Below are 20,430 nucleotides of genomic sequence, written 5' to 3' on the forward strand. Positions count from 1 at the left end.
TGGACACGGGCGGCCGGCCCCTCGGCCGGGTGGCACTCCCGTCTCCGACCACCCCGATCCACCGGGAGGCAGCAGTGAGGACAGCGACACTGGGACCCGCCGAGCGCACCACCGCGCTCGCCGCCATGGCCGAGCGCGAACTGGACGTGCTGGTCGTCGGGGCGGGCGTCGTCGGCGCGGGCACGGCGCTGGACGCCGCCACCAGAGGGCTCTCGACCGGCCTGGTCGAGGCGCGCGACTGGGCGTCCGGCACATCGAGCAGGTCGAGCAAGCTGATCCACGGCGGGCTGCGCTATCTGGAGATGCTCGACTTCGCGCTGGTCCGCGAGGCGCTGAAGGAGCGCGGCCTCCTCCTGGAGCGGCTGGCCCCGCACCTGGTGAAGCCGGTGCCGTTCCTCTATCCGTTGCAGCACAAGGGCTGGGAGCGGTTCTACGCGGGCTCCGGCGTCGCGCTGTACGACGCGATGTCGGTCTCCTCCGGACACGGCCGCGGCCTGCCGGTGCACCGCCACCTCTCCCGCAAGCACGCCCTGCGCGTCGCGCCCGCGCTCAAGAAGGACGCCCTGGTCGGCGCCTTGCAGTACTACGACGCCCAGATGGACGACGCCCGTTTCGTCACCGAGCTGGTCCGCACCGCCGCCTCGTACGGCGCCCAGGTCGCCAACCGCGCCCGGGTCATCGGCTTCCTCCGCGAGGGCGAGCGGGTCGTCGGCGCGCTGGTGCAGGACGTCGAGGGCGGCCGGGAGTACGAGGTCCGGGCCAAGCAGGTCGTCAACGCCACCGGCGTGTGGACGGACGACACCCAGGGGCTCATCAACGAGCGCGGACAGTTCCACGTCCGGGCCTCCAAGGGCATCCACCTGGTCGTCCCCAAGGACCGCATCCACTCCTCCACCGGCCTCATCCTGCGCACCGAGAAGTCCGTCCTCTTCGTGATCCCGTGGGGCAGGCACTGGATCATCGGCACCACAGACACCGACTGGGACCTGGACAAGGCCCATCCGGCCGCCTCCAGCGCCGATATCGACTACCTCCTCCAGCACGTCAACTCCGTCCTCAACACCCCGCTGACCAGGGACGACGTCCAAGGCGTCTACGCCGGACTGCGCCCGCTGCTGGCCGGTGAGTCCGACGCCACCAGCAAGCTGTCGCGCGAACACACCGTCGCCCACCCCGCTCCCGGCCTCGTCGTCGTGGCGGGCGGCAAGTACACGACGTACCGGGTCATGGCCAAGGACGCGGTGGACGAGGCGGTGCACGGGCTCGACCAGCGCGTCGCCGCCTGCGTCACCGAGGACACGCCGCTGCTCGGCGCCGAGGGATACAAGGCCCTGTGGAACGCGCGGGCCAGGATCGCGGACCGGACCGGACTCCATGTCGTCCGGGTGGAGCACCTGCTCAACCGGTACGGCTCAATGACGGAGGAAATTCTTGAGCTGATCCTCGCCGACCCCACCCTCGGCGAACCGCTGCCCGCCGCCGACGACTATCTCCGCGCCGAGATCGTCTACGCCGCCTCCCACGAAGGCGCCCGCCACCTCGACGACGTCCTGACCCGCCGCACCCGGATCTCCATCGAGACCTTCGACCGGGGCACCCGCAGCGCCCGCCTCTGCGCGGAGCTGATGGCCCCGGTGCTCGGCTGGGACGAGGACCAGATCGACCGGGAGGTCGAGCACTACGAGAAGCGGGTGGAGGCCGAGCGCGAGTCGCAGCGGCAGCCCGACGACCTCACGGCGGACGCGGCCCGGCTCGGTGCGCCGGACATCGTGCCGATCTGAGGACTGGCCGGCAGGCGTTCACCAGGGTGGTCACCGCCCTTGACCTCTCCGTCAGTTGAGAGGCCGAGGCCCCGTTCCGGCGCGGTGGCCGCCCGGTCGGCGCTGGACGGGAGGCCGGGTTGGTAGGAGGCTGTGGGAGATTCCCTCTCCGGACCGCGTCGCGGCGGACTTGAGGACCCGGCACCAGGACCGGTCCCGGGGTGAGGGACAATGAACGCTCTGCCAGGGCGGGTTGATCGCAGAGGGGACGCATGTCGGAGGCGGAGCAGGCACGGGAGCCCCAAGGGGACAAGAACGGTCGTCTCCTCGCGGGGCGCTACCGGCTCGGGGGAGTGCTCGGCCGGGGCGGCATGGGTACGGTCTGGCGCGCCGACGACGAGACGCTGGGCCGCACGGTGGCGGTGAAGGAACTGCGGTTCCCCGGCGCCATCGACGAGGACGAGAAGCGCCGGCTGATCACGCGCACGCTGCGTGAGGCCAAGGCGATCGCACGGATCCGCAACAACAGCGCGGTGACCGTCTACGACGTGGTCGACGAGGACGACCGCCCGTGGATCGTCATGGAGCTGGTCGAAGGCAAGTCGCTGGCCGAAGCCATCCGCGAGGACGGCACGCTGACGCCGAAGCGGGCCGCCGAGGTCGGGCTCGCCATCCTCGACGTGCTGCGCTCGGCCCACCGCCAGGGCATCCTGCACCGCGATGTGAAGCCGTCCAACGTGCTGATCGCCGAGGACGGCCGCGTGGTCCTCACCGACTTCGGCATCGCCCAGGTCGAGGGCGACCCGTCGGTCACCTCCACCGGCATGCTCGTCGGCGCCCCTTCGTACATCTCGCCGGAGCGGGCCCGCGGCCACAAGCCCGGACCGCCTGCCGACCTGTGGTCGCTCGGCGGCCTGCTGTACGCGAGCGTCGAGGGCTCCCCGCCGTACGACAAGGGTTCGGCCATCGCCACGCTGACGGCCGTGATGACCGAGCCGCTCGACCCGCCGAAGAACGCCGGCCCGCTGACCGAGGTCATCTACGGTCTCCTCGCCCGCGACCCGGACCAGCGGCTCGACGACGCCGGGGCGCGAGCGCTGCTCAACAAGGTGATCAACGCTCCCGACGCCCCCGCTGTCCCGCCTGCCGACTCCACGCAGGTCATGGCCCTGCCGGTGGTTCCGGCCGACGCCGAGCCGGGCGCGGGCCGGGCCGCGAAGGCGGCGAAGGCGGCCAAGCCGCCGAAGCAGACCACCGGTGCGTCGAGCGAGTCCGGCCCCGGCGAGGGCACGCGCGACCGGCTGCGCGGAGCGCTCCGTTCCGTACGCGGCGCGAAGGCGGCGTCCGGTATCGCGGCGGGCGCGGCCGGCGCGGCGGCGGCCTCGGCGTCCCCGGCCTCCGCTTCTCAGGCTCCGGCTTCTCAGGCCTCCGCCTCTCAGGCCTCCGCCGCGACCGGCTCTCCGGTCGCTCCGCCCAAGCCCGCCACGCCTCCCGGCACTCCGGGCGACACGGCCACGAAGGCCTCCGGCCCGGCGGTCACCACCGCTCTGGCCACCGGCTCCGGGTCGGCGGCGACGCCGGCGGGTTCCGGGGCCGCGTCCGGCGCGGCCGTACCTCCGCAGCGGCCTCCGACCTCACCGGCCACCACCCGCGCCTCGATCACCGATGTCGTGCCGCGCCGCACGCTCGCGATCATCGCGGCCGTCGTCGCGCTGGCGATCCTCGGCACCGTCCTCGCGCTGACGCTGGGCGGCGACGACAAGGCCGACACCGGTAACGGCAAGGGCGACACCGCGGCGTCGGCCGGAGCAGCGGCAGGCGGTTCGGACGGCGAGGGCGAGGGCGGCGGCCAGAAGGAGGGGCAGGGCGCCGAGGACGGCAAGGCGACCGGTGACCCGTCCGGCGACCCGGCTACGGGCGACCCGAAGACGGACGACCCCGGTACGGACGACCCCGCCGGAGACGACCCGAAGACCGACGAGCCGGGCGGCTCCCTGCCCGCCGGGTACGAGAAGGTCACCGATGACCGCTTCCACTTCACGATGGCGATGCCCGGCAACTTCCGGCGCACGGGCATAGCGGGCTCCAACTCCGGCGGCATCTACAACGCCGAGCGCGGCAGCTTCCCCAGGGTCCAGGTCGACTTCAACGGCTCGCCCAAGGACGACGCGGCAGCCGCCTGGAGCGGGGCCGTCGCCAGCGTCAAGCTCTTCAGCGACAACTACAAGCACATCGGCATAGAGAAGGTCGAGTACAACGGCTATCCGACCGTCGCGGACTGGACGTTCGAGCGCAGCCACAACGGCGTCCGGGTCCGGGTGGTCAACCGCGGCTTCAAGGTGGACGCTCAGCGCGGCTACTCGATCATGATCAGCTGCAAGGTCGACGAGTGGGACGGCGACGCGTGCCGCACGCTGCGCGAGACGGCGTACGCCACCTTCACGCCCACGAAGTGAGCGTCGGCAGGCCGCGCGGGGGCGTATTGGGCGGGCCGGGTTGGTGCGACCCGGCCCCTCCGCGCGCGTTGCCACGTATCGTAAGACGACGGAGACCGTACGCAGCCGGGACAGTGGGTCAATTGCCCGCCGAACGACCATAATTGACTGAACCTGCTGATTCGTACGGAACAGATGACCGGGGGAACAGCGCGCTCTGGGGAGGCGTCGTGGACGACTACGCGGGTCGGGTGCTTGCCGACCGCTACCGCCTTCCGCTGCCGCCGTCCGACGGGTTCGAACTGGTCGAGACCCGGGCGTTCGACACGTACAGCGGTCAGGAAGTCCTGGTCCGCCAGGTGCCGTTGCCGGAGATCGTGGACGCCGAGGTGGTCGACGCCGACGGCCGGGCCTCGGCGGGCGGGCGCACCACCGGGCGGGCGGTGCGGCGGAGTACGGACCCGGCGGTCCGGCGGGCGATCGAGGCCGCGCAGGCCGCCGCCCAGGTGCCCGACCATCCGCGGCTCGACCAGGTCTTCGACGTGTTCGCCGAGGCCGGTTCGCTCTGGATAGTCAGCGAGCTCGTCGCCGCCCGCACGCTCGCCGCGCTCCTCGCCGAACGTCCGCTGAACCCGTACCGGGCCGCCGAGATCGGCTCCGACGTGCTCACCGCGCTGCGGGTGCTCCACGCGCACGGCTGGACCCACCGGAACATCACCGTCCGCACGGTCCTGGTCTGCGACGACGGCCGCGTGATGCTGACCGGCCTCGCGGCGGGCGCCGCCGAGGAGGCGCTCTGCGGATACGCGCCGGAGCCGCTGCCCGACGACGAGCCGGTGGCGGGCGCGGAGTCGTACGGGGGCACGTCTGACTCGTACGGAGGCGGGTCGGAGTCGTACGGAGGGCCGGCGGAGACGTACGGCGGCCGGCCCGGTGCGTACGAGACGCCTGGGGCCTATGCGGCTCCCGGGGTCGGTGGGGCCGATGACACGCTCGGGATACCGGTCGTCGAGACGGTCGACGCCGATGAGCCGGAAGAGCTGCCGGGCACGCCGGACAGCCGTGGCGCCTACGCTCTGCCGCCGACGGCCGACAGTTACGACGGCCAGGAACTCCCGCTCGTCCCGCCGTACGTACGGGCCCAGCCGCAGGACCACGTCCGCCGTCCGGACGGCCGGAGCGAGCCGCACGGACAGGAAGCTCCCGAGGCGTACGGCGCTCCTGGCGGCCAGGAACTCGTTCCGCGTCCCGCCACGCCCGCCGTGCCCTACACCCCCACGCCCAGGCCTCCCGCCGAGCTCGGAGCCGCGAGCGCCGCCCAGCTGCGGGCCGCTCGTGCCGGGGCCATCGCCGCCTACCGGGCCGGTGCGCGCGCCGCCGCCCGGGTCACCGAGGACCGCCAGCAGGCGGCCGGATCCACTCCGGCCGGCCTCGCGAAGGAGGAGGCGGCCCCGGCCTCCGAGGCCGAAGCGACCGGCATCCTCCCTCCGCGGCGCTCCGAACCCGAAGCCCCCGCCACCCCGGGCCTCCCCGGCCCCCGGCTCGCCGGCCCCTGGAGCAGCCCGCCCGAGGACCCTTACGACGACGAGGACGAGGACGACGACGAGGAAGGTCCCCGTCCGCCGCGCCGCGTCCACCTCGCCGGCACCTGGGACGACGGGCCCGGCTCCGGCCGTCCCGTGCCCGCCGGCGGCTCCGGCGCGGACGCGCTGCGCGCCGACTCCCGCCGCCCCGGACCGCCGCCCCTCGCCCCGGCCCCGCGCCTGCCGGCCGAGCGCACGCCCTCCTCCACCTGGGAGGAGGCCGTCGCGGGCAGCCGTAAGACCGCCGTCTACCGGGGCCCCGCCACGCCGCTCGCCGCCGAGCGCGCCCGGCAGGCCCGGATCGCGGTCGTCGGGCCCGTCACCGAGCGCTGGGCGCCGGAACAGGCCGGTCCGGTCCACGACAACTGGCAGCTCGCACCGCCCATCGGTCCCTCCACCGACCTGTGGGCGCTCGGCGCGCTGCTCTACCGCGCGGTCCAGGGCCACGCGCCCTACCCGGAGGAGAGCGCGGCCGAGCTCGTCCAGATGGTCTGCGCCGAGCCGCCCGCCTTCGCCGAGGAGTGCGGCGCGCTGCGACCCGTCGTCGAGTCGCTGCTGCGCCAGGACCCCACCGAGCGGCCGGACTTCGAGGAGCTGCGCGGCTGGCTGCGCTCGCTCGTGCGGTCCGCGCCCGAGCCCGAGGCGGGCACCGACGTCGTCCCGCTGCCCGCTCCCGACGCCACCAGGCTTCCCGTCGTACGCCGTCGGGGCGAGCTGGTCCGCAGGCGGTGGGGCCGGTTCGGCGGCGGCTCGGCGCACGGCCGCCACCGGCAGGGCCGGCGGCAGCAGCTGGAGAAGCAGCAGCGCGCCGCCGAACGCCACGACCTGCGGCAGCCACCGCCGCGCCACGAGTCGCTGCTGCCTCCCGAGCCCTCCGGCCACCCGGTCGACGCCTGGGAGCCGCGCCCGTCCCGTGCACCGCGTGAGCCCAAGGGCCCCAAGGTGCTGCGCGAGCCCGCCCGGCCGCGCGACGGGCGCTCGCCGCGCCACCTCGGCCGACTGCTGCTGATCTTCATCCTGATGCTGATGGCCGCGGCCATCACGTACGCCTTCCTCTTCATGCCGAAGCAGGAGACCGGGTCGCAACAAGGTGCGCCAGGGCAGCCCACCGGCTCCGCCGCACCACCACCGGCCGCCTCCGGCTCGCCGGCACCTTCAGACGGCGCGAGCTCCGACGCGGGCTCGCAGCAGCCGCAGACCAGCCGCTCCGCCGTCGCGCTCGCTCCCGGCTACACGCTCAGCAAGGACGCGGAGGGCTTCGAGGTCGGCGTACCGAAGGGCTGGCAGCGCAGCCCGGCCAACGCGGACCGTCAGATCCGTTACGGCAGCGACGGGTTCACGCTCCTCGTCGTGCCCGGCCGGGACACCGTGGAGGCGGGCGGCAGCGATCCGCTGGACTACCAGCGCGTCAAGCAGCCCGAGCTGCAGCCGTTCCGGGAATCCAGCTGGGCCACCTCCTCCGGGTTGCGCCGGGTCGACGTGGGCCGACAGGCCATGGCCGAGGGGCAGTTCACCTGGCAGGACAGCGGCGGCCGCGAGGTCTACGTCCGCAACCTCGCCATGATCGTCGACGGCCGCTACCACATCGTCCAGGTCATCGGCCCCGAGAACGAGCGCGACAAGGTCACCGAGATCTACCAGCAGGCCATCGCCTCCTACCGGGTCAACGCCTGACCACACGTCATCGTGCCCTGACCGCAACGGCCGTTGTGCGATGTCGACAACCATCACAGTGCGGTCTCGTGGGCGATCCCCCGTTCCGCCCCGCCGCCCGCGCTCCGTAATCTGGCAAGCTGAGGAACGGGGGCGGGGACACAGGTGGACCGATCACAGGGCACGGCCGCGGGACTGGTGCTGGCGGGGCGTTACCGGCTGGGCGAGGAGCTCGGCCGCGGCGGCATGGGCAAGGTGTGGCGCGCTCATGACGAGGTGCTGCACCGCACGGTCGCCGTCAAGGAGTTGACCGCCGGGCTGTACGTCGCCGAGGCCGACCGGCTCGTCCTGCACGCCCGTACGCAGAAGGAGGCGCGCGCGGCGGCCCGCATCACGCATCCCGGCGTCGTCACCGTCCATGACGTGATCGAGTACGACAAACGGCCCTGGATCGTCATGCAGTACGTCGACGGGCCCTCGCTCGCCGACGAGGCCAAGGCGAAGGGCGACATCGCGCCGCGCGAGGCCGCCAGGATCGGCCTCCACGTCCTGAGCGCGCTGCGCGCCGCGCACAGCGCCGGAGTGCTGCACCGGGACGTCAAGCCCGGCAACGTCCTGCTGGCCCGGAGCGGTCAGGTGCTCCTCACCGACTTCGGGATCGCCGCGATCGAAGGCGACTCCACGATCACCAGAACCGGCGAACTGGTCGGCTCCATCGACTATCTGGCGCCCGAACGGGTGCGCGGCGGCGACCCGGGACCGGCCTCCGACCTCTGGTCGCTCGGCGCCACGCTGTACACGGCGGTGGAGGGCCGCTCGCCGTTCCGCCGTACGTCGCCGATCTCCACCATGCAGGCCGTCGTCACCGAGGAACCGCCCGCGCCCGTCAACGCCGGTCCGCTCGGCCCCGTCATCACCGCGCTCCTCCGCAAGGACCCGGCCGACCGCCCGACGGCCGCCGAGACCGAGCAGATGCTGCTGGACGCGATGGAGGGCCGGCAGCCGCGCGCGGCCCAGGAGTACGTGCCGACCCAGCGGGTCACGGAGGAGGGCCGCTACGGATACCCGGGCCCGGACGGCTCCACGGCCCGGATCCCCGGAGCGGCCGGCCCGCCGCCGCTCCCCGCCACCGGACCCCTCACCGGCCCCGCCTCCGCCCCCGTCACCCGGCGCGCCGGCTCCCGGCGGTGGCGGACGGTCCTCGTCGTGGTCGTCGCGGCGGCGGTCCTCGGAGGCGCGGGCGGGCTGGCCGCGATGAAGTACGGACAGGGCGCGTCGGCCAGCGGCCGGACGACCACACCCACCGCCCCCACCACGCCCGACACCCCACGCACCTCCCCGCCCGCACCCACCTCGTCCGCGCCGGAGATACCCGACGGCTGGCGCCGGGTCGACGATCCGGCGGGCTTCAGCCTCGTCGTACCGGAGAACTGGACGCGCGAGGTGAACGACGGCCAGATCGACTACACGCCGGACGGCGGAGCCCACCGCATCCGGATCAGCGTCGACCCGGAGCCGGATTTCGACCATCCGTATCTGCACATGCGGAACATGGAGCAGCAGCTGGCGGAGCGGCTGCCGGGCTACCAGCGGATCGCGCTGGAGAAGAACACCTTCCGCGACCGGCCCGGCTCGCTCTGGGAGTTCACCTGGCACGAGACCAAGGACCACCCGGGACCCCGGCACGGGATCGACCAGATGTACTACGGCGGGTCCGGCGGCCCCGAGTACGCGCTGTATCTGACCGCGCCGCAGGAGGGCTGGGACGCCAGCCGCGAGAAGTTCGACATCATGCTGCGCAGCTGGCGGGCGCCGGGCGCGCAGGAGTGAGCGGCCGCCGCGCCCTTCGCGTACGCCGAGGGCCGAAATTCGGCGTGGTGGACCGCGGCACGGTCGCTCGCACCTCTGTATAGGCCCTGATCAGCGGTTATGCCGCCAGCGATCACTGGCTCGATCGGCTGGGCGGTCCGAGGCGGGCGCCGGGTCCTGTGAAAAACTGTTACCGACGGGTACCCAAAGGGTGCGGCTGGACATACTCTCGGCCTCATGACGGACTCGCAGGCCCCTGACGCCCCTCTCGGTACGAACCCCGTCGCGGTCGCCCCCGCCGGCGTGCGCACCGCCGCCGATGTGGTCACCCCGGAGGTGATCGCGCAGCTGATCCGCGGCGTCGTCGGATCGGGACGCACCGCCAACCACTCGCCGTTCACCGGCGAGAAGCTGGCCGACCTGCCCGAGTCCACGCCGGAGGACGTCGCCACCGCCTTCGACCGGGCCCGCGCCGCCCAGCCCGCCTGGGCCGCCACTCCCGTACGGCAGCGGGCCGCGATCCTCCTGCGCTTCCACGACCTGGTCCTCAGCCGCCAGTCCGAGGTCCTCGACCTCATCCAGCTGGAGACCGGCAAGGCCCGCCTGCACGCCCACGAGGAGGTGCAGGCCGTCGCCGTGGCGGCCCGCCACTACGGGCGCAGGGCCACCGCCTACCTCAAGCCGCGCCGCCACACCGGTGTCATCCCGGCCCTCACCAAGGTCACCGAGCTGCGCCAGCCGCGCGGAGTCATCGGCCAGATCGCGCCGTGGAACTACCCGTTCGAGCTGTCCGTCGGCGACGCGCTGCCCGCGTTCGTCTCCGGCAACGCCGTCGTGATGAAGCCCGACACCGAGACCGCGCTCACCGCGCTCTGGGCCCGTGACCTGCTCATCGAGGCCGGACTGCCCGCCGAGGTCTTCCAGGTGGTGCTCGGCAAGGGCCCGGTCGTCGGCCCCGAGGTCGTCAGCCGCGCCGACTACGTCTCCTTCACCGGCTCCACCCGCACCGGCCGCGAGGTCGCCGTCGGCGCGGCCTCCCGGCTGGTCGGCGTCTCGCTGGAGCTCGGCGGCAAGAACGCCATGCTCGTCCTCAAGGACGCCGACGTGGAGAAGGCCGCCGCCGGCGCCGTCCGCGCCTGCTTCTCCTCCGCCGGACAGCTCTGCATCTCCATCGAGCGGCTGTACGTCCACGAGTCGATCGCCGACGACTTCGTGCAGCGGTTCGCCACCCGGACCAAGGCCATGCGGCTCGGCGCCTCTCTCGCGTACGGCGCGGACATGGGCTCCCTCGTCGGCGAGCGGCAGCTGGAGACGGTCAGCCGGCATGTCGCCGAGGCCGTCGGGAAGGGCGCCACGCTCATCGCGGGCGGCGTCGCGCGTCCCGACATCGGGCCGCTCTTCTACGAGCCGACCATCCTGGACGGCGTGGAGGCGCCGATGGCCGTCTGCACCGAGGAGACCTTCGGCCCGGTCGTCTCCATCTACCGGTTCACCGACGAGGACGAGGTGATCGCGCTCGCCAACGCCACGCCGTACGGCCTCAACTCCAGCGTCTGGACCACCGACTCCCGGCGCGGACACCAGGTCGCCGCCCGGCTGCGCACCGGCACCGTCAACATCAACGAGGGGTTCGCACCGGCCTACGGCAGCGTCCAGTCGCCGATGGGCGGCATGAAGGACTCCGGCCTCGGCCGGCGGCACGGCTCGGAGGGCATCCTCAAGTACACCGAGGCCCAGACCGTGGCCCAGCAGCGCCTGATCCCGCTCGCTCCGTCCTTCGGCATGAGCGACGAACAGCACGCCGCGTTCATGACCCGCAGCCTGAAGGCGATGAAGGCGTTCCGGCTGCGCTGAGCGCCGTTTCGACGCCGTAGTCCGCCCTTTTCGCCCCGATTCCGTAGTGAGGAGCGCCATGTCCCAGGACAGCCCTGCCCAGAAACAGCCCGTGAGCCATGTGCCGGCCGAGGACGACGCCGCGTACGACTACGACGTCCTGGTCGTCGGTTCGGGGTTCGGCGGCGCGGTGTCGGCGCTCCGGCTGACCGAGAAGGGCTACCGCGTCGGCATCCTGGAGGCGGGCCGCCGCTTCACGCCCGGCACGCTCCCGAAGACCTCCTGGGACCTGAAGAACTACCTCTGGGCTCCGGCGCTCGGCCTCTTCGGCATCCAGCGCGTCCATCTGCTCGGCAACGTCATGGTGCTCGCGGGCGCCGGGGTCGGCGGCGGCTCGCTCAACTACGCCAACACGCTGTACGTGCCGCCCGCGCCGTTCTTCGAGGACCGCCAGTGGGCCGCGATCACCGACTGGCAGGACGAGCTGAAGCCGTACTACGACCAGGCCCGCCGGATGCTCGGCGTCCGCCTCAACCCGACCATGACGCCCTCCGACATCCACCTCAAGGCCGCCGCCGAGGCGATGGGCGTCGGCGACACCTTCCACCTGGCCCCGGTCGGCGTCTTCTTCGGCGACGGCAAGGACGCCGACGGCACGGCCAAGGCCAAGCCCGGCGACACCGTTCCCGACCCGTACTTCGGCGGCGCCGGACCCGCTCGCAAGGCCTGCACCGAGTGCGGCGAGTGCATGACCGGCTGCCGCCACGGCGCGAAGAACACCCTTAACGAGAACTACCTCCACCTCGCCGAGCAGGCCGGAGCGGTCATCCACCCGATGACCTCCGTCGTCGCGGTCACCGACGACGCCGAAGGCGGCTACCGCGTCCTCACCGTCCCGACCGACCGCCGCCGCAAGGCCGAACCGACGAGGCTGCGCGCCCGCAAGGTGGTCGTCGCGGCCGGCACGTACGGCACGCAGACCCTGCTGCACTCCATGAAGGACCGCGGCCTGCTGCCCCGGCTCTCCGCGAAGCTCGGCGAGCTGACCCGTACCAACTCCGAGGCGCTGGTCGGCTCCCAGACCAGCGACCGCCGCTACCGCAGGAAGCACGGCATCGCCAAGGCCGACTTCTCGCGAGGCGTCGCGATCACCTCCTCGATCCATCCGGACGACAACACGCACATCGAGCCGGTCCGTTACGGCAAGGGCTCCAACGCCATGGGCGCGATGTCGATCCTCCAGGTGCCGTACGGCGCCCACCGGGTGCGCGGCTGGCTCGCCAACATGGTCAAGCACCCGACGCTCGCCGCGCGTTCGCTCTCCAACCACCACTGGTCCGAACGCACCATCATCGGTCTCGTCATGCAGTCGCTCGACAACTCGCTGACGACGTACCGCAAACCGGGAGGCATCGGTAAGGGCCTGCTCACCGCCCGCCAGGGCCACGGCGCGCCCAACCCGACCCAGATCCCGGAGGCCACGCGCAGCGCCTCGCTCCTCGCGGAGGAGATCAACGGCTTCGCCGGCTCCAACGTCGGTGAGCTGATGGGCACTCCGCTCACCGCACACTTCCTCGGCGGCTGCCCGATCGGCGCGAGCGCGGACGAAGGCGTCATCGACCCGTACCACCGCCTCTACGGCCACCCCGGCATCAGCGTCGTCGACGGCTCCGCGATCTCCGCCAACCTGGGCGTCAACCCGTCGCTGACCATCACCGCGCAGGCCGAGCGCGCGATGTCGCTCTGGCCCAACAAGGGCGAGGCGGACCCGCGGCCGGAGCAGGGCGCGGCCTACGAACGCCTCACGCCGGTCGAACCGCTGGCGCCGGCCGTGCCGAAGGACGCGTTCGCGGCGCTGAAGCTGCCGTTCCTCGGCATCCCCGTCGTCCCGCCGAAGGGGACGGTGGAGGCCGGGGCCGAGGTGAAGGGCGTCGGGAACACACCCGTACCCAATCCGTGATCTTGCGGAGGACAACTGTTCGGCGAGCTGTGCGGTCCAACCCGTACTGCCTCACAGCAGCCCCACAGCTCTCGCCGAGTACCAGAGGTCCCGATGACACGCTTCTCCCCGAGAACCGCGCTGCGCCGCGCGGCCGGTTCTCTCGCCGCCGCAGGCCTGCTGGCCGCGGTCTCGCTGGCCGGGGCGGCCGGTCCGGCGCAGGCCGCTGACGCGCCGGTGTTCACGCTCGGCGGTCCGGCCGACACCGGCCTGCACCCGTATCCGGAGAGCGGCCGGCCGAAGGCCGCCACGGTCGGGATCACGCTCGACAACCCGTCCGAGGACGAGGAGAACGGCGGCTTCGGCGGCGACTTCACACTCACCTTCGACCTCAGCGGCGTCGCCGGCGTCGCCGACGTGACATTCGACGGCGAGTCGGGTCCGGAGTGCACGGTCACCGGCACGAAGGCCGTCTGTGAGGACTGGGGCGTCCGGCCCGGCCTCCAGGGAGCCGCCGACCTCATCGTCACCGCCGCCGACGGCAGCGAGGACGGCGACACCGGCACGATCACGGTGACCGGCGAGGCGCAGGGCGCCACCTTCACGCCGTTCACCACCCGGCTCACGGTCGGCGGCCCCGACCTCGTGATGAAGCAGCTGCCGTTCAGGTCGGAGCTGACTCCGGGAGAGAAGCAGCAGGCTCCGATCACCTTCGCCAACCGCGGCACCAGGGACGCCGACGGGGTCCTGCTCACGCTGCGGTACTCGCGCGGCCTGGACATCCCGCAGCGCTACTCCAACTGCGAGTACACCGTGGACGATCCGGCCCAGCCGGACTTCGGCTCGACCACCGCGCTCTGCTCCGTCGCGGGAGCCTTCGAGGCGGGCGCGACGTACACGCTGGCGACTCCGCTGACGCTGGAGGCCACCGAGCGCGCCTTCTACGACACCTTCCTCTACCGCATCGAGGAGAACAGCGCCGCCCAGCGCACCGCCCAGCGCGCGGGCGCCCGCTTCGAGCGCGGTGACGGCGCCGTGCTGAAGGCGGTCCCGGTGAACTCGGGCGCCGCGGCCAGGAGCGCGGACCTGGACCCGTACGACAACCAGCAGGAGGCCGACTTCCGTACGGAGAACACGGCCGACTTCGTGGCGTACGGCGACAAGGTGGCCGGGCCCGAGGGCTCGACCGTGAAGGCCGACATCGGCTTCCGCAACCAGGGCCCGGCGTGGATCGGCTACATCCGCTCCGGCGAGGACGTCGCCACCGTCGACTTCACCGTCCCGCAGGGCACGACCGTCACGGCCAGGCCGGACCGCTGCCGCGCGGTGACGGCCGACGGCACGTACCGCGAGGACCAGAAGAGCCCCGCGCCGCGCTACGTCTGCAACACCTCGATGACCGTGCGGGACGGGGCCGGCCTCGACCTGCCGTTCGAGCTGCGGATCGACAAGGCCATGGTCGGCGCGGGCGGCGAGGTCACCGTACGCAACACCTGGCTCCGGGACCCGAAGCTGCCGTTCGACCCGAAGCCGGCCAACAACACCGCGTACCTGATCGTGAACGGCGAGGGCGAGGGCGCCGACTCCGGCGGTACGACGGACGGCACGGACGGCGGCTCCGGCGAGCCGTCCACACCGCCGACCTCGGCCCCCGACCCGGAGGAGAGCCCGTCGGAGACGTCCGTCCCCTCCGAGTCCGCCGCGTCCGCTCCGGCCACCACGTCCGGCGGCGGTGCGGCGGGTACGACGGGAGGCTCCGGCGGTGGCGGTCTCGCCGCGACGGGATCGACGGTGCTGATCGCCTCGGGCACGGCGGCCGCGGCGCTGGCGGCGGGCCTGGTGCTGTTCGCGGCGGCACGGCGACGGGCCGCCGCGCAGCACGGCTGAGCGGGAGCGGAGGGGGAACAGGGCCTCCGCCCGGAATGTTCCGATGCGGCCGACCCGGGCGTCCCCGGGTTCGGCCGCACATGGGGTGACCGGGCCGCTGTCCCCTGCGGACCGGTCACGTGCGCCGGGATGTGGTCCCACGACGTACCTGCGGTACGTCACACCTCCCGGCGGAGCCACGCGTGGTTTCCACCGATGCCGCCCCTGGTTGGCACGGACACCGGGACCAACGAAGGCACGCCGGTCCCGGTCACGCGCCGTACGGGTGAGACGGGCACCGAACGCAGATACGGTCCTGCGGCCGCCGTCCCGCGCCTCACACCCGGCCGCGGCACAGCTCCAGCAGGGTCATCGCCAGCGCGGTGCCCGGCTTGCCCAGCGCGTCCCTGTAGTGGCTGAGCACGGCCGTCTCGCGGGAGAGGTTGACCCGGCGGCCGCCGGAGGTGATGCGGGCCTCCTGGATGACCGCCGAGACGGCCATCCGTTCCTGGACGAGGCCGATGATCCGGTCGTCGAGGGCGTCGATGCGCTCACGGGCGCCGCCGATCAGGGTGGCGGCCTCGTCGGTGTGCGCGCCGGTGGCGGTGCTGTTCATGGTGGTGACTCCTGGTGGGTCGGAGGCCACCCGGGGCAACGGGCCCGGATACGCGAGACGCCCCGGGCCTGATGGCCCGGGGCGCCTGGAACGTTGCTTGTCAGTAGCTCAAGCAGCACGACCATGGCAGCCGGCGGGCCGGATGCCATAGGTAAAGACGAAGATCGTGTGCTGACGCATGGGGCACAGTATGGCCCCGGCCCGGCGGCCCCGGCAAAACGGGGCCCGGACCGTGAGACGTGAGGACGTCGGTCCTGGCATCACCGGTCCGGCGGAGGGTTCACGTACGGCCGGTAGAATCGGTAGGACCGACCCCCTCCACCACCGCCGGAAGGCCGCCCCGTGCCAGCAGCACCCCCCGCCGCCCCCGACGCCACGGCCGACGTGGTCCTCGTCGTCGACTTCGGCGCGCAGTACGCCCAGCTCATCGCCCGCCGCGTCCGTGAGGCCCGGGTCTACAGCGAGATCGTCCCGTCCACCATGCCGGTGGCCGAGATGCTGGCGAAGAACCCGCGCGCGATCATCCTCTCCGGCGGCCCGTCGTCGGTCTACGCGGAGGGCGCGCCCTCGCTGGACCGCTCGCTGTTCGAGGCCGGTGTCCCGGTCTTCGGCATGTGCTACGGCTTCCAGCTGATGGCGACCACTCTCGGCGGCACGGTCGACGACAACGGGGCGCGTGAGTACGGCCGCACTCCGCTGCACGTCACGAAGGCGGGCTCGACGCTCTTCGAGGGCACGCCCACCGAGCAGCCGGTCTGGATGTCGCACGGCGACGCCTGCTCGGCGGCGCCGGAGGGCTTCGCCGTCACCGCCTCCACGGACGTGGTCCCGGTCGCGGCCTTCGAGAACGACGAGAAGAAGCTGTACGGCGTCCAGTACCACCCGGAGGTCATGCACTCGACCCACGGCCAGCAGGTCCTGGAGCACTTCCTCTACCGCGGCGCGGGCATCGAGCCGAACTGGACCACCACCAACGTGGTCGAGGAGCAGATCGCGCTCATCCGCGAGCAGGTCGGCGACAAGCGCGCCATCTGCGGCCTCTCCGGCGGCGTCGACTCCGCGGTCGCGGCAGCGCTCGTCCAGAAGGCCATCGGCTCGCAGCTGACCTGTGTGTACGTCGACCACGGCCTGATGCGCAAGGGCGAGACCGAGCAGGTCGAGAAGGACTTCGTCGCCGCGACCGGCGCCAAGCTGAAGGTGGTCGACGCCGAGAAGCGCTTCCTCGACGCGCTGGCCGGGGTCTCCGACCCGGAGCAGAAGCGGAAGATCATCGGCCGCGAGTTCATCCGCGTCTTCGAGCAGGCCCAGCTGGAGATCCTCCAGGAGGAGGGCCCCGAGGTCGCCTTCCTGGTCCAGGGCACGCTCTACCCGGACGTGGTGGAGTCCGGCGGCGGCACCGGCACCGCCAACATCAAGTCCCACCACAACGTGGGCGGCCTCCCGGACGACATCGAGTTCCAGCTCGTCGAGCCGCTGCGCCAGCTGTTCAAGGACGAGGTCCGGATGGTCGGCCAGGAGCTCGGCCTGCCGGAGGAGATCGTCCAGCGCCAGCCGTTCCCCGGTCCCGGCCTCGGCATCCGCATCGTCGGCGAGGTCACCAAGGACCGCCTGGACCTGCTCCGCGAGGCCGACGCCATCGCCCGCGAGGAGCTGACGAACGCTGGCCTGGACCGCGACATCTGGCAGTGCCCGGTGGTCCTCCTCGCCGACGTCCGCTCGGTCGGCGTCCAGGGCGACGGCCGCACCTACGGCCACCCGATCGTGCTGCGTCCGGTCTCCTCCGAGGACGCCATGACGGCCGACTGGTCGCGCCTGCCGTACGAGACGCTGGCGAAGATCTCCACCCGCATCACCAACGAGGTCGCCGACGTCAACCGCGTGGTCCTCGACGTGACGAGCAAGCCGCCGGGGACGATCGAGTGGGAGTGACCTTCCCGGGCCGTGTGCCCTCGTAAGGCTCCTGGACAACGTCGATGCCGTCGCTCATTCGTTTGGGCGGCGGCATTGTCGTATGGGCTGGGTACGCTGAGCGAAGAGATGAGACTTCGGTGTATGGGAGCAACCATGAGCGCCGCACCCGATCATGAGCTGTCCGAGATCTACCCCTATCCCGTTCCTCCCGCAGAGGGCTGGATGGCGGAGGATCTCGACCGGCTTCCGGGCCTTCCGCGGCGCACGGAGCTGATCGACGGGACTCTCGTCTTCATGAGTCCGCAGACCAAGTTTCACATGCGGACCATGCGTCTGCTGGAGCACTCACTCCTGCGTCAGGCACCGGACGGCCTGGATGTCTTCCGTGAGTTCAGCGTCAAACTCGACAGCCGTAACCGGCCTGAGCCGGATGTGCTCGTCGTCCCGGCGGGCGCGGATACCGGCCCGAAGGAATCGTGTTTGCAGCCGCACGACGTCATTCTGGCGGTGGAGGTCGTGTCGGAGGAATCCAAGGCAAGGGACCGCGAGACCAAGCCTCGTAAGTACGCTGCCGCAGGCGTGGTCCACTTCTGGCGCGTCGAGCAGGGCCCCGACAGTCTTCCCGTCGTGTACGTCTACGAACTGGACCCCGCACTGAAGGCGTACACGCCCACGGGCATCCACCACAACGCCCTGAAGCTCGACGTCCCGTTCCCGCTCTCCATCGACCTCACCGCGATCAACCAGCGCCGCCCGTAGTCGCACCCCTTCCCCTCACCCCCACCCGCCGGTAACTTCCGATCCCGTACGCCTCCGGGAAAGTGAGGAGCCGCCATGTCCGAGCCGCCCGCCGTGCCCGCCCCCGCACCCATCCCCGTGGAGCAGCTGCACTTCGCCATGCCGCCCGTGCACGCGTCGCCGGAAGAGGAGCGGGCCTACCGCAGGCAGCGGCTGGCCGGGGCGTTGCGGCTGTTCGGGGAGTACGGGTTCGAGGACGGGGTCTCCGGGCACATCACCGTGCGCGATCCGGAGCTGGCCGACTGCTACTGGGTCAATCCGTTCGGTGCGCCCTTCGCCGGGATCACCCCGCAGGACCTGATCCTCGTCAACGGCGACGGCCAGGTGGTCCAGGGGCGGTTCCACGTCAACCAGGCCGCCTTCGCCGTGCACGCGGCCGTGCACCGGGGCCGGCCGGGGGCTGTCGCCGTGGCGCACACGCACTCCACGCACGGGCGGGCGCTGGGCGCGCTGGGGGAGCTGATCGAGCCGATCACGCAGGAGGCCTGTGCCTTCTACGAGGACCACGCACTGTACGACGCGTACACCGGTGTGGTCGTGGACGAGGAGGAAGGGCGGCGGATCGCCGAGGTGCTCGGCGAGCGCAAGGCCGTCATCCTGCGCAACCACGGGCTGCTGACCGTGGGCGATTCGGTGGACGCGGCCGCCTGGTGGTTCCTGACCATGGAGCGCGCCTGCCAGGTGCAGCTGCTGGCGCGCGCCGCCGGGAAGCCGGTGCTGATCGACCACCGGGACGCCCTCACCACCCGTGACCAGCTCGGCAGCGACCTGGTGGCGTGGATCAACTACCAGCCGCTGTGGCAGCGGATCGGTCGAACGTTCTGACGGTATGCGTTCGTGTCCGACCCGATGCGGGAGGTGCCCGTCCCGTACGGCACAATTCGCTGGTATCGCAGGTGAGTTGGCTGTACCGGGGTGGGAAAGGGTGTAAATCTCCGTGGCGTTGGACGAGGCAAGGATGAGCGGCACGCACGGCGGAGGCTGTACGTGCGGCGACTGCCCGCACGGCGCACGCGAGGGGCACCGGCGCGCGGTCGCCGCATTCCTCGCCAAGCGGGACGAACTGGCAGCAGGGAACGGCCTGCCCGCCGGAGTCGCGCAGTCCGCCTCCGCGTCCCGGCAGTGGGTCTCCGACGAGCTGACCGAGTCCGCCCGTACCGTCGCCGAACGGGGCCGGGCCGCCGGGGACGTCTGGCTGCACCATGTGTGGCGGGGCACCCTGTTCGTGGTCTGGGGCGCGGTCGTCGCCCTCCTCGTCGGCGCGAGCCTCACCGCGATCGGGCCCGGCTGGACCACCGCCCGTACCGCCGCTCTGGTCGCCGCGGTCATCACCGCCGCCCTGCTGACCTTCGCCGCCCGCCTCCACCGTGCGCGAGGCGGCCTCCTCGCACCGCTGATCGGCGAGGACAACCGGCTCTCCACCTCCAGGGCCGTCGCCGCCGCCTGGGTGCTGCTCGCCGTCTTCGCCGTCCTGGTGCTCGCTCTCCAGCTGGCGGGTGCCTCGGCCCCGGAGAGCCGGGACGCGCTGATCGAAGGGCTCGACCTGGTGCGGTCCGCCGGGATGGTGGCCGTGCTGGCGCTGGTGTGCGCGGTCGCCGTCGTCGTACGCCGCGTGGTGACCGTACGGGTGCTGGGCCGGCGGCTGCAGAAGCTGCGTGCGGACCGGCCGCGCGCAGCCGATCTGCTCACCGACGACTCCGGGCGCGGCTCGTTCACCGATGTGCAGTACGTGCTGGTCAGCGCCGTCGCCGTGCTGTTCGCCGCCGTCCGGCTGGCCCGCCGCCCGGAGCAGCTGCCGGACCTGCCGTGGGGCCTGGCCCTGCTGGTGGCCGTCTCGGCGGCGACGTACTTCGCCGGGAAGTACGCGGAAGGCGGCCGTCCGGTCGTGCTCTCCGTCGTACGGGCCCGGGAGGCCGGTGACCTGGACGCGCCGATCCGGACCGGCGACGACATCGAGATCCGGGGCGCGGGCTTCGTACCGCCCGGCGCCGGCAGCCCCGACCTGCTGGCCCGGCTCGTCGTACGGATCGGCACGGTCCACGTCCACGTACCGCTGATCCCGGTCGCCGGAGGCTTCGCCAACCCGACCGACACCGTGCTCACCGTGCCGGTACCGGTCGAGGTCGAGCCGGGAACCGTGGACGTCCAGGTGGTCACCGCCGCCGGAGTGGAGACCGACCGCTGCTCCATCGACGTCACGGACTGACCACATCCGCTTCCCGCCTCT

At 72.4% G+C, this 20,430-nt stretch carries 12 protein-coding genes; 11 read left to right on the forward strand and 1 reads right to left on the reverse strand.

Annotated features, from left to right (window positions below; genetic code table 11):
* Positions 1 to 74 precede the first annotated feature (74 nt).
* The 7 genes from ABZ267_RS00350 (at position 75) to ABZ267_RS00380 (ending at position 14,899) form a co-directional block, all read left to right on the forward strand.
* Positions 75 to 1,781 (forward strand): glycerol-3-phosphate dehydrogenase/oxidase, encoded by a 1,707-nt coding sequence (locus ABZ267_RS00350; RefSeq protein WP_356754819.1) that lies wholly within the window; start codon positions 75 to 77, stop codon positions 1,779 to 1,781.
* Between the two features lie 251 nt (positions 1,782 to 2,032).
* Positions 2,033 to 4,216, forward strand: coding sequence for a serine/threonine-protein kinase (locus ABZ267_RS00355; RefSeq protein ID WP_356754817.1), 2,184 nt, complete (start codon positions 2,033 to 2,035; stop codon positions 4,214 to 4,216).
* A gap of 209 nt (positions 4,217 to 4,425) precedes the next feature.
* Positions 4,426 to 7,452, forward strand: a complete 3,027-nt coding sequence (locus tag ABZ267_RS00360) for a protein kinase (RefSeq protein ID WP_356754815.1) — start codon at positions 4,426 to 4,428, stop codon at positions 7,450 to 7,452.
* Between the two features lie 144 nt (positions 7,453 to 7,596).
* Entirely contained in the window at positions 7,597 to 9,261 is a 1,665-nt protein-coding gene (locus tag ABZ267_RS00365; protein ID WP_356754813.1) for a serine/threonine-protein kinase, read from the forward strand.
* Between the two features lie 216 nt (positions 9,262 to 9,477).
* Positions 9,478 to 11,094 (forward strand): succinic semialdehyde dehydrogenase, encoded by a 1,617-nt coding sequence (locus ABZ267_RS00370; protein WP_356754811.1) that lies wholly within the window; start codon positions 9,478 to 9,480, stop codon positions 11,092 to 11,094.
* 58 nt (positions 11,095 to 11,152) lie between these two features.
* On the forward strand, positions 11,153 to 13,033 hold the full coding sequence (locus tag ABZ267_RS00375; protein ID WP_356754810.1) for a GMC family oxidoreductase: 1,881 nt from the start codon (positions 11,153 to 11,155) through the stop codon (positions 13,031 to 13,033).
* A 93-nt stretch (positions 13,034 to 13,126) separates the two neighbouring features.
* Positions 13,127 to 14,899 carry a peptidase gene (locus tag ABZ267_RS00380; protein ID WP_356754808.1) on the forward strand — a complete coding sequence of 591 codons (1,773 nt, stop codon included), beginning with the start codon at positions 13,127 to 13,129 and terminating at the stop codon, positions 14,897 to 14,899.
* Positions 14,900 to 15,215: 316 nt separating this feature from the next.
* On the opposite strand, the gene ABZ267_RS00385 is transcribed toward ABZ267_RS00380, so the two are convergent.
* Entirely contained in the window at positions 15,216 to 15,494 is a 279-nt protein-coding gene (locus ABZ267_RS00385; protein ID WP_356754806.1) for a chorismate mutase, read from the reverse strand.
* Positions 15,495 to 15,836: 342 nt separating this feature from the next.
* On the opposite strand from ABZ267_RS00385, the gene guaA reads away from it, so the two are divergent.
* The 4 genes from guaA (at position 15,837) to ABZ267_RS00405 (ending at position 20,409) form a co-directional block, all read left to right on the forward strand.
* Positions 15,837 to 17,423 (forward strand): glutamine-hydrolyzing GMP synthase, encoded by a 1,587-nt coding sequence (gene guaA / locus ABZ267_RS00390; RefSeq protein WP_356754804.1) that lies wholly within the window; start codon positions 15,837 to 15,839, stop codon positions 17,421 to 17,423.
* A 135-nt stretch (positions 17,424 to 17,558) separates the two neighbouring features.
* Positions 17,559 to 18,164 (forward strand): Uma2 family endonuclease, encoded by a 606-nt coding sequence (locus tag ABZ267_RS00395; protein ID WP_356754802.1) that lies wholly within the window; start codon positions 17,559 to 17,561, stop codon positions 18,162 to 18,164.
* 75 nt (positions 18,165 to 18,239) lie between these two features.
* Positions 18,240 to 19,028: a class II aldolase/adducin family protein gene (locus ABZ267_RS00400; protein ID WP_356754800.1), complete on the forward strand. Its 789-nt coding sequence runs from the start codon at positions 18,240 to 18,242 to the stop codon at positions 19,026 to 19,028.
* Between the two features lie 112 nt (positions 19,029 to 19,140).
* Positions 19,141 to 20,409: a hypothetical protein gene (locus ABZ267_RS00405; protein WP_356754798.1), complete on the forward strand. Its 1,269-nt coding sequence runs from the start codon at positions 19,141 to 19,143 to the stop codon at positions 20,407 to 20,409.
* Positions 20,410 to 20,430 lie beyond the last annotated feature (21 nt).

It is taken from the genome of Streptomyces sp. NPDC006174, from assembly GCF_040614075.1.
Lineage (GTDB): Bacteria > Actinomycetota > Actinomycetes > Streptomycetales > Streptomycetaceae > Streptomyces.

What these genes read in the sequence shown, in the direction of transcription:
- ABZ267_RS00370 (WP_356754811.1), top strand. Translation starts at nt 9,478, where the DNA reads ATGACGGACTCGCAGGCCCCTGACGCCCCTCTCGGTACGAACCCCGTC.
- ABZ267_RS00380 (WP_356754808.1), top strand. Translation starts at nt 13,127, where the DNA reads ATGACACGCTTCTCCCCGAGAACCGCGCTGCGCCGCGCGGCCGGTTCT.
- ABZ267_RS00375 (WP_356754810.1), top strand. Translation starts at nt 11,153, where the DNA reads ATGTCCCAGGACAGCCCTGCCCAGAAACAGCCCGTGAGCCATGTGCCG.
- ABZ267_RS00385 (WP_356754806.1), bottom strand. Translation starts at nt 15,494, where the DNA reads ATGAACAGCACCGCCACCGGCGCGCACACCGACGAGGCCGCCACCCTG.
- ABZ267_RS00400 (WP_356754800.1), top strand. Translation starts at nt 18,240, where the DNA reads ATGTCCGAGCCGCCCGCCGTGCCCGCCCCCGCACCCATCCCCGTGGAG.
- ABZ267_RS00355 (WP_356754817.1), top strand. Translation starts at nt 2,033, where the DNA reads ATGTCGGAGGCGGAGCAGGCACGGGAGCCCCAAGGGGACAAGAACGGT.
- ABZ267_RS00395 (WP_356754802.1), top strand. Translation starts at nt 17,559, where the DNA reads ATGAGCGCCGCACCCGATCATGAGCTGTCCGAGATCTACCCCTATCCC.